General features: G+C 71.0%; 15 protein-coding genes and 1 pseudogene. 3 read left to right on the top strand and 13 right to left on the bottom strand.

The genetic code is table 11. The features are described from left to right. Nucleotides 1–19: 19 nt before the first annotated feature. The 6 genes from FIU83_RS16890 to FIU83_RS16865 all read right to left on the bottom strand — a co-directional run bounded on the left by FIU83_RS16890 (nucleotide 20) and on the right by FIU83_RS16865 (nucleotide 5,572). The gene (locus FIU83_RS16890; RefSeq protein ID WP_152485096.1) at nucleotides 20–1,108 is read right to left on the bottom strand and encodes a TRAP transporter substrate-binding protein; all 1,089 of its coding nucleotides are present in this window, start codon (nucleotides 1,106–1,108) and stop codon (nucleotides 20–22) included. 134 nt (nucleotides 1,109–1,242) lie between these two features. Further along, nucleotides 1,243–2,646, bottom strand: coding sequence for a TRAP transporter large permease subunit (locus FIU83_RS16885; protein WP_152485095.1), 1,404 nt, complete (start codon nucleotides 2,644–2,646; stop codon nucleotides 1,243–1,245). After that, nucleotides 2,646–3,203: a TRAP transporter small permease subunit gene (locus tag FIU83_RS16880; RefSeq protein WP_152485094.1), complete on the bottom strand. Its 558-nt coding sequence runs from the start codon at nucleotides 3,201–3,203 to the stop codon at nucleotides 2,646–2,648. Before FIU83_RS16880 ends, FIU83_RS16885 begins: the two co-directional genes overlap by 1 nt. A gap of 112 nt (nucleotides 3,204–3,315) precedes the next feature. After that, nucleotides 3,316–4,152, bottom strand: a complete 837-nt coding sequence (locus FIU83_RS16875; protein WP_152485093.1) for an endonuclease/exonuclease/phosphatase family protein — start codon at nucleotides 4,150–4,152, stop codon at nucleotides 3,316–3,318. Nucleotide 4,153: 1 nt separating this feature from the next. After that, on the bottom strand, nucleotides 4,154–4,786 hold the full coding sequence (locus FIU83_RS16870) for a thiol:disulfide interchange protein DsbA/DsbL (RefSeq protein WP_152485092.1): 633 nt from the start codon (nucleotides 4,784–4,786) through the stop codon (nucleotides 4,154–4,156). A gap of 165 nt (nucleotides 4,787–4,951) precedes the next feature. Beyond that, entirely contained in the window at nucleotides 4,952–5,572 is a 621-nt protein-coding gene (locus tag FIU83_RS16865; RefSeq protein ID WP_152485091.1) for a c-type cytochrome, read from the bottom strand. Nucleotides 5,573–5,810: 238 nt separating this feature from the next. Between FIU83_RS16865 and yihA the strand changes: the two genes are divergently transcribed. Then, the gene (gene yihA, locus FIU83_RS16860; protein WP_152485090.1) at nucleotides 5,811–6,449 is read left to right on the top strand and encodes a ribosome biogenesis GTP-binding protein YihA/YsxC; all 639 of its coding nucleotides are present in this window, start codon (nucleotides 5,811–5,813) and stop codon (nucleotides 6,447–6,449) included. A 45-nt stretch (nucleotides 6,450–6,494) separates the two neighbouring features. Here the strand turns inward: yihA and FIU83_RS16855 are convergent, their stop codons facing one another. The 7 genes and pseudogenes from FIU83_RS16855 to argH form a co-directional block, all read right to left on the bottom strand. Continuing rightward, nucleotides 6,495–7,223, bottom strand: a complete 729-nt coding sequence (locus FIU83_RS16855) for an HAD family hydrolase (RefSeq protein WP_152485089.1) — start codon at nucleotides 7,221–7,223, stop codon at nucleotides 6,495–6,497. Continuing rightward, nucleotides 7,220–8,140, bottom strand: coding sequence for a tyrosine recombinase XerC (locus FIU83_RS16850; RefSeq protein WP_152485088.1), 921 nt, complete (start codon nucleotides 8,138–8,140; stop codon nucleotides 7,220–7,222). The genes FIU83_RS16855 and FIU83_RS16850 overlap by 4 nt, the downstream gene beginning before the upstream one ends. Continuing rightward, nucleotides 8,137–8,853 (bottom strand): DUF484 family protein, encoded by a 717-nt coding sequence (locus FIU83_RS16845; RefSeq protein WP_152485087.1) that lies wholly within the window; start codon nucleotides 8,851–8,853, stop codon nucleotides 8,137–8,139. Before FIU83_RS16845 ends, FIU83_RS16850 begins: the two co-directional genes overlap by 4 nt. Before the next feature lie 46 nt (nucleotides 8,854–8,899). Continuing rightward, the gene (gene dapF / locus FIU83_RS16840) at nucleotides 8,900–9,763 is read right to left on the bottom strand and encodes a diaminopimelate epimerase (protein ID WP_152485086.1); all 864 of its coding nucleotides are present in this window, start codon (nucleotides 9,761–9,763) and stop codon (nucleotides 8,900–8,902) included. Next, on the bottom strand, nucleotides 9,763–11,043 hold the full coding sequence (lysA, locus tag FIU83_RS16835) for a diaminopimelate decarboxylase (protein WP_152485085.1): 1,281 nt from the start codon (nucleotides 11,041–11,043) through the stop codon (nucleotides 9,763–9,765). Before lysA ends, dapF begins: the two co-directional genes overlap by 1 nt. Before the next feature lie 82 nt (nucleotides 11,044–11,125). Continuing rightward, nucleotides 11,126–11,230 (bottom strand): annotated as a pseudogene (locus FIU83_RS17775) (lipoprotein); the annotation flags it as partial. Beyond that, entirely contained in the window at nucleotides 11,230–12,639 is a 1,410-nt protein-coding gene (gene argH / locus FIU83_RS16825; protein WP_152485083.1) for an argininosuccinate lyase, read from the bottom strand. The gene argH and the pseudogene FIU83_RS17775, both read right to left, overlap by 1 nt. 233 nt (nucleotides 12,640–12,872) lie before the next feature. Here argH and hemC point away from each other — a divergent pair, with 233 nt between their 5' ends. Beyond that, nucleotides 12,873–13,814, top strand: a complete 942-nt coding sequence (gene hemC, locus FIU83_RS16820; protein WP_152485082.1) for a hydroxymethylbilane synthase — start codon at nucleotides 12,873–12,875, stop codon at nucleotides 13,812–13,814. Beyond that, nucleotides 13,814–14,608, top strand: coding sequence for a uroporphyrinogen-III synthase (locus FIU83_RS16815; protein WP_152485081.1), 795 nt, complete (start codon nucleotides 13,814–13,816; stop codon nucleotides 14,606–14,608). Before hemC ends, FIU83_RS16815 begins: the two co-directional genes overlap by 1 nt. Nucleotides 14,609–14,610: the final 2 nt, after the last annotated feature.

Genomic DNA, 14,610 nt, shown 5'->3' with positions numbered 1-14,610 from the left:
GGGCGTGGCGGCGGCGTGCCTACTCGCCGGTGGTGTCGCCCTCCGGGTTGCGGGCGTTGTAGTAGGCCTGCTCGGAGATGGCGTGATAGTTCACGACCTTGTCCTGGAAGGCCCGGTAGGAGTCGTGGATCTTCCGGGCCATCTCGCTCGACTCGGCGAGCTCGGCGACCACGTCGGCGGAGTGCTCCTTGGCCTGGGCCAGCACGTCGGCCGGCAGGCGGCGCAGCTCCACGTCGTGTTCGTTGACCAGGGTCTCGAGGGCGTCGTTGTTGCGCGCGGTGTACTCGTCAAGCACGTCGGCGTTCACGTCGCGCACGGCGGTACGCAGGATCGCCTGCAGGTCGGCGGGCAGTGACGCCATGGCCTCCTCGTTGACGATCGCCTCGAACATCACCGTCGGCTCGTGCCAGCCCGGATAGTAATAGTACTCGGCGGCCTGGTGCAGGCCGAAGGCGAGGTCGTTGTAGGGACCGATCCACTCGGTGGCGTCGATGGCGCCGGACTGCAGGGAGGTGAAGATCTCGCCGCCCGGCATGTTGACGATGGCCACGCCCATGCGGTTCATCACCTCGCCGCCGAGGCCCGGCATGCGCATCTTCAGGCCGTCCAGGTCGTCGACGGAGCTGATCTCCTTGTTGTACCAGCCGCCCATCTGCACGCCCGAGGCGCCGGCGGCCATGACGTCGACGCCGAAGTCGTCATACAGCTCGTTCCACAGCGTCAGGCCGTCGCCATGGTGCAGCCAGGCGTTCATCTCCTGGGCGTTCATGCCGAAGGGCACGGCGGCGAAGAACTGGGCGGCCGGCGCCTTGCCCTTCCAGTAGTAGGAGGCGGAGTGGCCCAGCTCGGCGGTGCCGCCGGCGACGGCATCGAACACCTCGAAGCCCGGCACCAGCTGCCCGGCGCCGAACACCTCGATGGTCAGGCGACCGTCGGACATCTCCTCGACCAGGGTGGCCAGCCGCTCGGGCCCCTGACCGACGCCCGGGAAGTTCTTCGGCCAGGAGGTGACCATCTTCCACTCGAAGGTCTCCTGGGCCTGGGCGGTACCCGCGGCCAGCATCAGGCCGGCGGCGCCGACGGCGATGGCGAGTGCTTTCGGTTGCATGTGATTCCCTCTCGTTGTGTACGTTGTGGGAGAGTGGCCCGCATCGGACCGGTCGTTGGGGGAGGGCTGCCGCCCTCCCGCTGGAGTTCTTGTCACTATACCCGGCCGCCGGGGCGGCCGATTCCACGCTCCGGCTAGAACTGGTCGGGCAGCCAGGTGGCGAGCCCGGGGAGGAAGGCCAGGGCCAGCAGCATGGCCAGCTGCAGCGCGATGAACGGCATCACGCCCTTGTAGATCGCCGAGGTGGGCACCGACTCCGGCGCCACGCCGCGCAGGTAGAAGAGCGCGAAGCCGAAGGGCGGTGTGAGGAAGGAGGTCTGCAGGTTGATGGCGATCATGATGCCGAGCCAGATGGGGTCGAGGCCCATGGCCAGCAGGATCGGCCCGACGATCGGCACCACCACGAAGGTGATCTCGATGAAGTCGAGGATGAAGCCGAGCAGGAAGATCACCAGCATCACGATGATCGTGGCCCCGACCACGCCGCCCGGCATGTTGTCGAACAGGTGGGTGACCAGCTCCTCGCCGCCGTAGGCGCGGAACACCAGCGAGAACAGCGCCGCACCGATCAGGATCAGGAACACCATGGTGGTGACGTGGGTGGTGGAGCGCAGCACCTCCTTGAGGGTGGCGAGGTCCAGGCGGCGATAGGCCAGGGCCAGCATCAGCGCGCCGAAGGCGCCCACCGCCGAGGCCTCGGTGGGGGTGGCGAAGCCGCCGAGGATCGAACCCAGCACCACCACGATCAGCACGATGGGCGGCACTAGCCCCTTGAGCAGCAGCAGGCCGAGGCCGCCCTCGTGGCCGAGCTCCTCCATCAGCTCGCGGCGGTCGACGGCCGGCGCGGCGTCGGGCTTCCACCAGGCGACCAGGGCGACGTAGACGATGTAGAACACCACCAGCACCAGGCCGGGTACCAGCGCGCCCATGAACAGGTCGCCCACCGAGACCGTCTTGGGGCTGAAGATGCCCATGGAGAGCTGCGCCTGCTGGTAGGCGGAGGAGAGCACGTCGCCCAGCAGCACCAGGGCGATGGAGGGCGGGATGATCTGGCCCAGGGTGCCGGTGGCGCAGATGGTGCCGGTGGCCAGCGGCATGCTGTAGCCGCGCTTGAGCATGGTCGGCAGCGACATCAGGCCCATGGTGACCACGGTGGCGCCGACGATGCCGGTGGAGGCGGCCAGCAGCATGCCGACCAGGGTCACCGAGATGCCCAGGCCCCCGCGCAGCGAGCCGAACAGCAGGGCCATGGCCTCGAGCAGGGTCTCGGCGACCCGGGACTTCTCCAGCAGCACGCCCATCAGCACGAACAGCGGCACCGCCAGCAGGGTCTGGTTGGTCATGATGCCGTAGAGGCGGTTGGGGAAGGCGCCCAGGTAGCCGGCATCGAAGTGGGCATCGATGCCCAGCGACTCGAGCCCGAGACCGAGCCCGGCGAAGGCCAGCGCGGTGCCGGCCAGCGACAGCGCGACGGGGTAGCCGGCCATCAGCACCAGGCAGATGACGACGAAGAGAATCAGCGGCATGAACTCCAGCATCAGAGGTGCTCCTCGTGGGTCTCGTCGTCATGGGTGGCGGCCAGGCGCCCGGTCAGCACGTAGACGTTCTTCACCGCCTCGACCAGGCCCTGGAGGATCATCAGGCCGGCGAACAGCGGGATCAGCGTCTTGAGCAGGAAGACCCCGGGAATGCCGCCGGAGTCGGGTGAGCCCTCGAGGATCGCCCAGGCCTTGCCGACGTAACCGAGGCTCGCGAGGATTACGAAGCCCATCACCGGCAGCAGCAGCAGGAGGGTGCCGGCGAGGTCGACCAGCGCCTTGCGCTTCGGCGTCATCGCCCGATAGAAGATATCGACCCGCACATGGCCGTCATGCTTGAGGGTGTAGCCGGCGGCCAGCAGGAACACCGTGGCGTGCAGGTACATCACCGACTCCTGCATGGGGATGCTGTTGACGCTGAAGGCGTAGCGCAGCACCACGATCAGGAACTGGATGAGCATCATCGCAAGGATCAGCCAGGAGAGGCTCGTGCCGAGCCGCTCCGAGGCGCGGTCGAGCCAGGCGATGATGCCCGGTAACTCTCGGGATTGGGCCATGGGGGGTCTCGCTGTGTCGAACGGGCGTGTAAAGGGGCGGATGGTCGCACACCCGGAAGGTGCAGACCGTCGCGGTCTCCAACGCTGACTATACGTTATCGGCCCGCGGGCGTCAGTGGTGCCGGCGCTCGCCGTTCGGCCGGCCGATGGCCCGGCAGCTGGCCAGGCAGGCGTCGGGCAGGCGCACGTCCACGGCGATCGGCAGGTGATCCGAGAAGAGGTGTTCCAGCACCCGCACCTCGTCCGCCTGGAGGGAGTCGGAGAGCAGGATGTGGTCCAGGGCGCGGCGCGGCTGCCAGGAGGGGTAGCTGAGCGGCGGGCGCACCGGATGCAGCGGCAGCGAGGCGCGGAAGCGCTCGTGGCCGTGCAGCTGGTCCGGGGTGCAGTTGAGATCGCCCATCACCACCACGTGGCGCAGCGGGCGGATGATCTCGCTCAGGTAGTCGAGCTGGCGCACCCGGCCACGATGGCTGAGCGCCAGGTGGGCGACGAACAGGTGCAACGCGTCGGGGCCGTCGCCGTAGCGCACATGGATGGCTCCGCGCCCGGGTAGGGTGCCGGGCAGGCGATGCTCCTCGATGCGTGACGGGGTCAGGCGCGAGAGCAGCCCGTTGCTGTGCTGGGCGATGCGGCCCAGGTTGCGGTTGAGCTGCTGGAAATGGTGGGGAAAGCCGGCATGGGTGGCGAGGTACTCCACCTGGTTGATGTGGCTCGAGCGGAAGCTCCCGCCGTCGGCCTCCTGGAGGCCGACGATGTCGAAGCGGCCGAGGACCTCGCCGATCATGTCGAGTCGCTGCAGCCGCTTCGGGTGGGGCAGGAGGTGCTGCCAGCTGCGCGTCAGGTAGTGGTGATAGGCCGAGGTCTGAATGCCCACCTGCAGGTTGAAGGTGAGCAGCTTCAGGTGGCCGCCGTCGAGCAGCGGAGTCCTTGCCTCGGCCAGCTGGGACATCTCAGTCGGCGCGCTCCTCGCGGACCTTCTCGACCAGGGCGCCGGCGATCTGCGGCATGTTGCCGAGGCTGCCCGCGGTGCTCGGCGAGACCAGGTAGCGGCCGTCGACGATCAGTGCCGGCACGCCCATCAGCTGCATCTGGCGCATGCGGGCATGGGCCTGGTTGACCTGGCTCTTCACGCCGAAGGAGGAGAGCGCCTCGCGAGCGGCGTCCTCGGTGACGCCGTAGTCGCTGAAGAAGGCGGCGATATCGTCCTCCGAGGTCAGGCGGCGGCCCTCCTCATGGATGGCGTGGAAGAAGTCGCCGTGGAGCTCCTCGAGGATGCCCAGCTGCTCGGCGGCGTAGAAGGCGAAGGCGTGGGTGTTCCAGTCACCGCCCATGGTGGCCGGCATGCGCTGGAAGACCACGTCCTCGGGCTGCTCGGCGACCCAGGCGTTGAGCGGCTCTTCCAGGTTGTAGCAGTGCGGGCAGCCGTACCAGAAGGCCTCGGTCACCGCGACCTGGCCGTCCTCGACCCGCGTCTCCACCGGGTTTTCGAGCACGGTGTAGTGCTCGCCCTCGACGAGGGGGGCGGCGGATACCAGGGATGACAGGCCCAGGCCGGCCAGGGCGACCATCAGGGTCTTCAGCATGAAAGCTCTCCTTGTGTGCAACACCTTGAATGAAACTGCGTCCGGGTGCCGGCGCGCGGCACGCCGCTGGCTTTGATGCCCCGGGACCGTCCGGGTTCCCCACAGACGACGAGGGCGGCCATCGGCCGCCCTTAGAGTGCCGCTGCCCGGCGGGCCGGGCGGGGCTCAGTGCAGGCCGCGCACGTAGTTGGCCACGGCGGCCATGTCGTCGTCGCTCATCTTGGCGGCGATGCTGCGCATGATGGCGGCCGGGTCGTTGGCCCGCTCGCCGGCGGCGAAGTCCTGCAGGGTGGAGACCACGTAGTCGTGCTTCTGGCCGGAGAGCGCCGGGTAGACCGCGGAACCGATGCCCTCGCCCTGCGGGCTGTGGCAGGCGGCGCAGGCCGGGATGCCCTTGGCCATGTCGCCGGCGCGGTAGAGCTGGCGGCCGCGCTCGATGAGCGCCTCGTCGTCCTCGGCCTGGCCGAGGGCCGGGTCCATCTCGGCGAAGTACTTGGCCACGTCCCAGGCGTCCTGGTCGGAGAAGTTGTCCACCTGGCCGGCCATCTGCGCCACCATGCGGTTGCCGTCGCGGATGTCCATGATCTGCTTGGCCAGGTAGGAGGCCTGCTGGCCGGCCAGGTTGGGGAAGGCACCGGAGGGGCTGATGCCCTGCTGCCCGTGACAGGCGGCGCAGGCCTGTGCCTTGTCCCGACCGGCTGCCGCGTCGGCATCCGCTTGAAGGTCCGCATGGGCCACGCCGACCGCACCCATGGTGATTGCCAGGCTTGCCAGTAGCTTTCTCATCGCAGTTCCACTATCCCGTTACGTTGTTGGCCGGTACGTACCCCGGGTGCCGCCCGGGTTGGATCCGGGTGCCCTGTGGCCGGTCGTCGCCGACGCGGTGGTCGGTCGCTGGCGGCCGAAGCACGGTGGTATACTGACGCGCCCCGGGTCGCAGACAAAGACACTGCATTATAACGGAACACCCGAGCCGCGGGAATGCAAGCCGTGGCGCCCTTGATCAACGTCAGGACTCTCCCGCATGTCGCGATGCAACGCTCGCTTCAATTACCAGGCCGCTCGTTTCCTCACCAGCGCCCCGACCCTGGCCAAGTGCCCGCCGGACGCCGGTGCCGAGGTGGCCTTCGCCGGCCGCTCCAACGCCGGCAAGTCCAGTGCCATCAATGCCCTGACCCGGCAGAAGGCGCTGGCCCGTACCTCCAAGACGCCGGGGCGCACCCAGCTGATCAACTTCTTCGGGCTCGGCGAGGACAGCGACCACCGGCTGGTCGACCTGCCGGGCTATGGCTATGCCAAGGTGCCGGAGCAGGTCAAGCTGGAGTGGCAGCGCCACCTCTCCGACTACCTGCGCCGGCGCGGCTCGCTGCGCGGCCTGGTGCTGGTGATGGACGTGCGCCATCCGCTCTCGGAGTTCGACCAGACCCTGCTGGGCTGGGCCGACGAGGCCGACATGCCGGTGCATATCCTGCTGACCAAGGCCGACAAGCTGAAGAGCGGCGCGGCGAAGAACGCCCTGCAGCAGGTGCGCTCCCGGCTGCGCGAGTGGGAGGACCTGGTCAGCATCCAGCTCTTCTCCGCCCTCAAGAAGCAGGGCATCGAGGAGGTGCACGCGCGCCTCGACGAGTGGCTGCTCGAGGCGCCGGCGCCCGCCGACGACTGACGTTCTACCCCCGCCTTCCCGTCGTCGCGTCGTCCGACGCGACGGCTAGGTCAGGTCGGCCAGCAGGGCCGGCAGCTCGCGCACGTGCGCCAGCCGATGCACGCCCTCGGGCAGCGTCCCCGCCGGGGCGTCCGGGGCGATCCACGCCGCCCGCATCCCCAGCCGTAGCGCCGGCAGCACGTCCTCCTGCCAGGAATCCCCCACGTGCAGTGCCCGGGCGGGCGTCGCCTCGAGGCGCGCCAGGGCGGCGAGGAAGGGGCGGGCGTCCGGCTTGGGCGCCTGGATCTCGCCGGCGGCAATGGCCACCCGGAAGTGGTGATGCAGGGCCAGGCGGTGCAGCGCCAGGTTGCCGTTGGTGATGGCCCCCAGCCGGAAGCGGCCGCCGAGGTCCTCGAGCAGCGGCTCCACCTCCGGGTGGGGCGTGACCTCCAGGCGCAGCGCGTGGAAGCGCGCCATGGCGGCGGCCGCCCACAGCCAGGCGGCGCTGCGCGACAGCCCATAGGCCTCCAGCAGTTCCACCAGGGCGCGCTCGCGCAGCCAGGTGAAGTCGCCGCGCCGGGTGGGGAAGCGCTCGGCCAGCCGGGCCCGCGCCGCCTGATAGGCCGTCGGCGGGTAGCGCTCGGCGAAGCGCCCGCGAGACTCGCCGCGGCGCGCGAGCCAGTCGCTCAGGGCCTCGTCGAGCCAGGCGTAGTGGCCGGTCTCGGTGCGCGTCATCACCCCGCGGTTGTCCCAGAGGGTATCGTCCAGGTCGAAGGTGATCGCCCGCAGGCTCATGAGGAGGCTCCGTGGTCGTCGCCGCCGCGGCGTCGCGCTCGCGGGTGGGCGGCGTCGTAGCTCGCCGCCAGGTGTTGCCAGTCGAGCCGGGTATAGACCTGGGTGGTGGCGAGGTCGGCGTGGCCGAGCAGCTCCTGCACCGCGCGCAGGTCCTGGCTCGATTCCAGCAGGTGGCTGGCGAAGGAGTGGCGCAGCCGGTGCGGGTGGAGGTGTTCGGCGAGTCCGCGCGCCTTGGCCAGCTCGGCGAGGCGCCGCTGGATGCCGCGATGCCCGAGCCGCCCCCCGCGCACCCCGACGAACAGCGCCGGTTCGTCGCGCCCGGCCAGCTGGCCGCGCAACGCGAGCCAGGCCTCCAGCGCCTGGCGGGCCCGGCGGCCCACCGGCACCTGGCGGGGCTTGCCGCCCTTGCCGAGCACCCGGACCCGCTGCGGCTGCAGGTCGGGAAGGTCCAGTGCCGCCAGCTCGGCGAGGCGCAGGCCGCTGGAGTAGAAGAGCTCCAGCATCGCCTGGTCGCGCCGCGCCAGCGGCGAGTCGTCGTGGGGGGTGTCGAGGAAGCGGGAGAGCTGGTCGACGTCCAGCGGCCGGGGCAGGTGGCGCGGCTGGCGCGGGGCCTTCACCAGGGTGGCCGGGTTGTGGCGCAGTCGCCCCGTCTCCACCAGGTGGGCGGCGAAGCGCGAGATCGCCGCGCGGCGCCGGGCCAGGCTGCGCGGAGCGAGGCCGCGCAGCCGCTCGCCGCCGAGGAAGCGGCGCAGCAGGGCGGCGTCGAGGCGCGACCAGTCGTCGATCCCCTCGGCGGCGAGGAAGGCCGTCAGGGCCCCGAGGTCGCGCCGGTAGGCGTCCGCCGTGGCGGGGCTCGCCGTGCGCGCCAGCGCCGCCACGAAGGCCTCGACCTCGGGCTCGAGGGCGGCGGCACTCACGGCGCGGCCGGCGCCATGCGCACCAGCAGGCGGGCCACCACCTCGCCCACGTAGTCGGTGAACAGGGTGTCCATGCTGGCGCGGAAGTGGTCCGGGTCGGGGCTCGCCAGCACCAGGTAGCCCAGCGGCTCGCCCAGGGTCAGCCGGGCCACCGCGCAGGAGCCAGCCTGGGTGGGGGCCGTCGCGTGGGGCAGCAGGCGCTTCCAGTCGGTGGGCGTCAGCCGCGTGCAGCGGCTGGCGCGGCCGTCGAGCAGCGCCGCGAGGCGCTGGCCGGCGTGGTCGTCGAGCACCTGACGCGGCGCCTGGGGCGGGCGGGGCTCGGCGTCGGTGAGGCTGGCCGGGCACCAGAGTGCCACCGCCGGGGTGTGGAAGTGCTCGGCGAGCTGGGTCGCCAGCGCCTGGCCCAGGGCGTCGTTGTCCTCGGCCTCGAGCAGCGCGAGGATCAGCTCCCGGGTGCGCCGGTACTGCCCCTCGTTGAAGCGGGCCGACTCCAGCAGCTGCTCGAGCCGCCACTCGGCCTGCTCGGCGCGGGCGCGCAGGTCGTGCACCAGCCGCTCGAGCAGCGAGGTGGCGCCGCGGCTTTCCGGGTGGGGCACCTTGAGCTGCTGCAGCAGCCCCTCGCGCCCGACGAAGAAGTCCGGGTGACGGGCCAGCCACTCGGCGACCCGATCGGGATCGAGGGTCTTGCGCGGATCGGGGGCGGCTCGGGTCATGGTCACGTCTCCTGGGTGGCGAGGGTCCTTGGGGTGGCGGGGCGACTCAGTTCAGCAGGACGCGGCCGTCGAAGACGCGCTCGGCCGGTCCGGTCATGATCAGCGGGGCGCCGTCGCCGGCCCACTCGATGCGTAGCTCGCCGCCGGGCAGGTGCACGGTGACGGGGCTCTCGAGCAGCCCCTGGCGGATGCCGCTGGCCACCGCCGCGCAGGCGCCGGTGCCGCAGGCCAGGGTCTCGCCGCTGCCGCGCTCATAGACGCGCAGGCGGATCTCGTGGGGCGAGACGACCTGCATGAAGCCGGCGTTGACCCGCTTGGGGAAGCGCGGGTGGGCCTCGATGGCCGGCCCCAGCCGCTCGACGGGGGCGCGCTCGACGTCGTCGACCCGCAGCACGGCATGGGGGTTGCCCATGGAGACCACGCCCACCTCGAGGCGCTCGCCGTCCACCTCGAGGGCGTGCAGGACACGGTCCTCGGCGGCGTCGCAGGATGCCGTCGTGAAGGGCTCGGTCGTGAAGGGCAGTGCCTCGGGCGCGAAGCGCGGGGCGCCCATGTCGACGCGCACCCGGCCGTCCTCCTCGACCACCAGGGTCAGCGGGCCGCCGGCGGTCTCGACGTGGATCTCGTGCTTGTGGGTCAGGCGCTGGTCGCGCACGAAGCGCGCGAAGCAGCGCGCCCCGTTGCCGCAGTTCTCGACCTCGCTGCCGTCGGCGTTGTAGATGCGGTAGCGGAAGTCCATCTCCGGGTCGCGGGGCGGCTCGACCACCAGCAGCTGGTCGAAGCCGATGCCGAAGCGCCGGTCGGCCAGTCGGCGAATCTCCGCCTCGCTGAAGCGCGCCCGCTGGGTGACCAGGTCGACCACCATGAAGTCGTTGCCCAGCCCGTGCATCTTGGTGAAGTGCAGGAGCATCAGCGCGTCTCTCCCGCGTCGTCGGGCAGCAGCGCCTCGCCGGCCCACAGGTCCTCCAGGCGCTCGCGGCGGCGCACCAGGTGGACCCGGTCGCCGTCGACCATCACCTCGGCGGGGCGCGGGCGGCTGTTGTAGTTCGAGGCCATCACGAAGCCGTAGGCGCCGGCGGAGCGCACCGCCAGCAGGTCATCGGCGGCGATGGCGAGCTCGCGGTCCTTGCCCAGGAAGTCGCCGGTCTCGCAGACCGGGCCGACCACGTCGTAGGTGGCGGTGTCGCGGGGCTGACGGGTATCCACCGGCAGGATCGCCTGCCAGGCCTGGTAGAGCGCCGGGCGGATCAGGTCGTTCATGGCCGCGTCGACGATGGCGAAGTTCTTGGTCTCGCCGGGCTTCAGGAACTCGACTCGGGTCAGCAGCACGCCGGCGTTGGCGGCGATGGAGCGGCCCGGCTCGAAGAGCAGGGTCAGCCGCTCGCTGCCCGGCCACGCCGAGAGCCGCTCGAGCAGGGCGGTGGCGTAGTCGAAGGGCGCCGGCGGGCGCTCGTCGTGGTAGGGCACGCCCAGCCCGCCGCCGAGGTCGAGGTGCGCGATCTCGATGCCGCACTCGCGCAGCCGCTCGAGCAGCACCAGCAGGCGGTCGAGGGCGTCGAGGAAGGGGGCGAGCTCGGTGAGCTGGGAGCCGATGTGGCAGTCCAGGCCGACCACCTCGAGGTGGGACAGCGACGCGGCCAGCTCGTAGACGGCCAGCGCCTCGTCCACCGGGATGCCGAACTTGTTGTCCTTGAGCCCGGTGGAGATGTAGGGGTGGGTGCCGGCGTCGACGTCCGGGTTGACCCGCAGCGAGACCGGCGCCCGCGTGCCGAGCCGCTCGGCCACGGCGTTGAGGCGCTCGAGCTCGGGGCGCGACTCGACGTTGAAGCACTTGATGCCCGCCTCCAGGGCGCGGGCCATCTCGGCCTCCTGCTTGGCCACGCCGGAGAAGACCACCCGGGCCGGGTCGCCGCCGGCGGCGAGCACGCGCTCGAGCTCGCCCACGGAGACGATGTCGAAGCCGGCGCCCATCTTCGCCAGCAGCCCCAGCACGGCGAGGTTGGAGTTGGCCTTCACCGCGTAGCAGATCAGGTGCGGGTGGCCGCCCAGGGCCTCGGCGTAGGCGCGGTAGTGGCGCGCCAGGGTCGCCCGGGAGTAGACGTAGCAGGGCGTGCCGAATTCGTCGGCGATGCGGGTGAGCGGCACGTCCTCGCCGTAGAGGACGCCGTCGCGGTAGTCGAAATGGTCCATGCTAGCTCTCGTCGTCGCGGGCGGTGTCATCGTCCTGCCGGGCGGCGTCGTTGGACGTCGCCTGCTCGCCGGCAGGGTCGTAGCGTTCGGCGGCCGCCTCGTCGCCGGGCAGGTAGAGCGGGCCCTTCTGGCCGCAGCCGGCCAGGGCCAGGGCCAGCATCAGGGCGGCGGGCAGCAGGCGTCCCATCAGGCCAGCCCCGCCAGGGCGTCGCGGGCGCGCTGGGCCGCGGCACGCACCTGGTCCGGGGCGGTGCCGCCGATGTGGTTGCGGGCCGCTACCGAGCCCTCGAGGGTCAGCACCTCGAAGACGTCCGCCTCGATGGTGTCGGAGAACTGGCGGAGCTCCTCGAGGCTCATCTCGGAGAGGTCCTTGCCCTCGTTGAGGCCGAAGGCCACGGACTGGCCGACGATCTCGTGGGCGTCGCGGAAGGCCACGCCCTTGCGCACCAGGTAGTCGGCCAGGTCGGTGGCGGTGGAGAAGCCGCGGCGGGCGGCCTCGGCCATGCTCGGCTTCTTCGACTCGATGGCCGGGGCCATGTCGGCGAAGGCGCGCAGGCAGCCCTTGACGGTGTCCAGGGTGTCGAACAGCGGCTCCTTGTCCTCCTGGTTGTCCTTGTTGTAGGCCAGCGGCTGGGACTTCATCAGGGTCAGCAGGCCCATCAGGTGGCCGTAGACACGCCCGGTCTTGCCGCGCACCAGCTCCGGCACGTCGGGGTTCTTCTTCTGCGGCATGATCGAGGAGCCGGTGCAGAAGCGGTCGGGCAGGTCGATGAAGGCGAACTGGGCGCTGGTCCACAGCACCAGCTCCTCGCTCATCCGCGACATGTGCATCAGCAGGATGCTGGCGAAGGAGGTGAACTCGATGGCGAAGTCCCGATCGCTCACCGCGTCGAGGCTGTTCTCGGCGGGACGCTCGAAGCCCAGCAGCTCGGCGGTGACGTGGCGGTCGATGGGGTAGGTGGTGCCGGCCAGCGCCGCGGCGCCCAGCGGCAGCACGTTGACCCGCTTGCGGCAGTCGAGCAGGCGCTCGTGGTCGCGGGCCAGCATCTCCTGCCAGGCCAGCAGGTGGTGGCCGAAGGTCACCGGCTGGGCGGTCTGCAGGTGGGTGAAGCCGGGCATGATGGTGTCGGCCTCGCGGTCGGCCAGGTCGATCAGCCCCGCGCGCAGGCGCGTGAGCTCCGCGGCCACGGCGTCGATCTCGTCGCGCAGGAAGAGGCGGATGTCGGTGGCCACCTGGTCGTTGCGCGAGCGGCCGGTGTGTAGCTTCTTGCCGGTGATGCCGATCTTGTCGGTGAGCCGCGCCTCGATGTTCATGTGCACGTCCTCGAGGGCCACCGACCATTCGAAGGTGCCGGCCTCGATCTCGCCGCGGATCTCGTCGAGGCCCTGGACGATGGCGTCGCGCTCCGCGTCGGTCAGCACGCCGACCCGGGCGAGCATGGTGGCGTGGGCGACCGAGCCCTGGATGTCGTGGAGGGCGAGGCGCTGGTCGAAGTCGACGGAGGCGGTGAAGCGTTCGACGAAGGCGTCGGTGGGCTCGCTGAAGCGGCCACCCCAGGACTGGTTAGTGCCGGGGTTGGAGGGGCTCGGGCTCATCGGGCTGGGCATCCTGCTTGATGAAAGGGGTGATGGGCGCCGCCCTGGCGGCGCTGCCTTGACATGGCGGAAAGTGTACCAGAGTCCGTGGGGCTGGCGAGGGGCGGGGGACGCTCGCCGTGGCGTGATTTTTCCTGTTTCGCGCGGTGCTTTATGATGAAGCGTATCCACATCATCACCGGGCGCCAGCGCATCGTGCGCCATCGGCAGGCCAACCGGTACGGGAGAACCACGTGCAAGCCATCAACACCCTGCGTATCGCCACCCGCAAGAGTCAACTGGCCATGTGGCAGGCCGAGCATGTCCGCGACCGCCTGATGGCCGCCCATCCCGGTCTCACGGTCGAGCTGGTGCCCATGTCCACCCGCGGCGACAAGATCCTCGACACGCCGCTGGCCAAGGTCGGGGGCAAGGGGCTGTTCGTGAAGGAGCTCGAGGAGGCGATGCTCGACGGCCGCGCCGACATCGCCGTGCACTCCATGAAGGACGTGCCGATGCACTTCCCCGAGAGCCTGGGCCTCTCGGTGATCCTCGAGGGGGCCGAGCCCACCGACGCCTTCGTCTCCAACCACTACGCCTCGCTGGACGAGCTGCCCGAGGGCGCACGCATCGGCACCTCCAGCCTGCGCCGCGGCCTGCAGATGCGCGAGGCGCGCCCGGACCTCGAGGTCCTCAACCTGCGCGGCAACGTCCAGACCCGCCTGGGCAAGCTCGACGCCAACGAGTACGACGCCATCCTGCTGGCCACCTCCGGCCTCAAGCGACTGGGCCTCGAGGCGCGCATCGCCATGGAGCTGCCCCCCGAGGTGTGCCTGCCGGCCTGCGGCCAGGGCGCGCTGGGCATCGAGTGCCGCCTGCACGACCCGGAGCTGCTGGCGCTGCTGACCCCGCTGGACGACGCGGCCACCGCCACCCGGGTGCGGGCGGAGCGCGCCATGAACACCCGCCTGGAAGGGGGCTGCCAGGTGCCCATCGGCGGCCACGCCGTGTTCGAGAACGACGGCCAGACCCTCTGGCTGCGCGCCCTGGTGGGCAATCCGGAGGGCACCCGGGTGCTGCGCGCCGAGGGGCGCGGCTCCATCCACGAGCCGGAGGCGCTGGGCATCCGCGTCGCCGAGGAGCTGCTCGAGCAGGGCGCCGGCGACATCCTCGCCGAGGTCTACGGCGCCGTTTGATGGCGAGCCGGCCGGTGCTGATCACCCGCCCGGGCGAGCGCGCGGGTCCGCTGGCCGCGGCCATCGCGGCGCGCGGCCTGCCCGTGGCGAGACTCGAGGTCATGCGCCTCGAGCCGCTGGCGGAGACGCCGGCGGCGCGCCGCCACTGGCTGGACGTCGACCAGTTCGACAAGGTGGTGGTGGTGAGCCCCTTCGCCGCCGAGTGCCTGTCCGAGGCGCTGGACCGCTACTGGCCGCAGCTGCCGGTCGGCATCGACTATTATGCGGTGGGTGCCGCCACCGCCGCCGCCCTGCACCATCACCTCGGGGTACGCGTGCACGTGCCGCCGCCGGACAGCGGCGAGGACACCAGCGAGGCGCTGCTGCGCCTCGCCTCGCTGCGCGACCTCGATGGTAAGCGGGTGCTGCTGGTGGCCGGCGAGGGTGGGCGTCCCCTGCTCGCCGACACCCTGGCCGCTCGCGGCGCGAGGGTGACGCGCCTGGCGGTCTACCGGCGCCGCCTGATGGACCCGGCGCCCTCCCAGAAGGCGCGGCTCGCCGAGGGCAATTACCGCGCGCTGGTGGTCAGCAGCGGAGAAATCCTCGAACATCTGGCAGGATGGTGTACGGATGCCGCCTTGAACCAACCGCTAATCGTTTCCAGCGCGCGGTTGGCTACACTGGCCGGCAGGCTGGGATTTCGTGTCCCCGTGGTGGCGTCGGGTGCCACCCCTGCCGCCCTGGCGGCCGCGGTCGCCGGGTGCAGCGCCCCTGAGGAGGCCGATGTCGATCATGATGATCTCGAAAAGGGCTAGCG

Origin of the sequence: Halomonas sp. THAF5a (genome assembly GCF_009363755.1) — a bacterium.
GTDB lineage: Bacteria > Pseudomonadota > Gammaproteobacteria > Pseudomonadales > Halomonadaceae > Halomonas.
Note: the sequence above shows the minus strand (reverse complement) of the source record. Positions and strands in the feature narration are given on the sequence as shown.

Excerpts from the sequence above, each read along its gene's own strand:
- FIU83_RS16890 (WP_152485096.1), bottom strand. The coding sequence starts at position 1,108 with ATGCAACCGAAAGCACTCGCCATCGCCGTCGGCGCCGCCGGCCTGATG.
- FIU83_RS16885 (WP_152485095.1), bottom strand. The coding sequence starts at position 2,646 with ATGCTGGAGTTCATGCCGCTGATTCTCTTCGTCGTCATCTGCCTGGTG.
- FIU83_RS16880 (WP_152485094.1), bottom strand. The coding sequence starts at position 3,203 with ATGGCCCAATCCCGAGAGTTACCGGGCATCATCGCCTGGCTCGACCGC.
- FIU83_RS16875 (WP_152485093.1), bottom strand. The coding sequence starts at position 4,152 with ATGTCCCAGCTGGCCGAGGCAAGGACTCCGCTGCTCGACGGCGGCCAC.
- FIU83_RS16870 (WP_152485092.1), bottom strand. The coding sequence starts at position 4,786 with ATGCTGAAGACCCTGATGGTCGCCCTGGCCGGCCTGGGCCTGTCATCC.
- FIU83_RS16865 (WP_152485091.1), bottom strand. The coding sequence starts at position 5,572 with ATGAGAAAGCTACTGGCAAGCCTGGCAATCACCATGGGTGCGGTCGGC.
- yihA (WP_152485090.1), top strand. The coding sequence starts at position 5,811 with ATGTCGCGATGCAACGCTCGCTTCAATTACCAGGCCGCTCGTTTCCTC.
- FIU83_RS16855 (WP_152485089.1), bottom strand. The coding sequence starts at position 7,223 with ATGAGCCTGCGGGCGATCACCTTCGACCTGGACGATACCCTCTGGGAC.
- FIU83_RS16845 (WP_152485087.1), bottom strand. The coding sequence starts at position 8,853 with ATGACCCGAGCCGCCCCCGATCCGCGCAAGACCCTCGATCCCGATCGG.
- dapF (WP_152485086.1), bottom strand. The coding sequence starts at position 9,763 with ATGCTCCTGCACTTCACCAAGATGCACGGGCTGGGCAACGACTTCATG.
- lysA (WP_152485085.1), bottom strand. The coding sequence starts at position 11,043 with ATGGACCATTTCGACTACCGCGACGGCGTCCTCTACGGCGAGGACGTG.
- argH (WP_152485083.1), bottom strand. The coding sequence starts at position 12,639 with ATGAGCCCGAGCCCCTCCAACCCCGGCACTAACCAGTCCTGGGGTGGC.
- FIU83_RS16815 (WP_152485081.1), top strand. The coding sequence starts at position 13,814 with ATGGCGAGCCGGCCGGTGCTGATCACCCGCCCGGGCGAGCGCGCGGGT.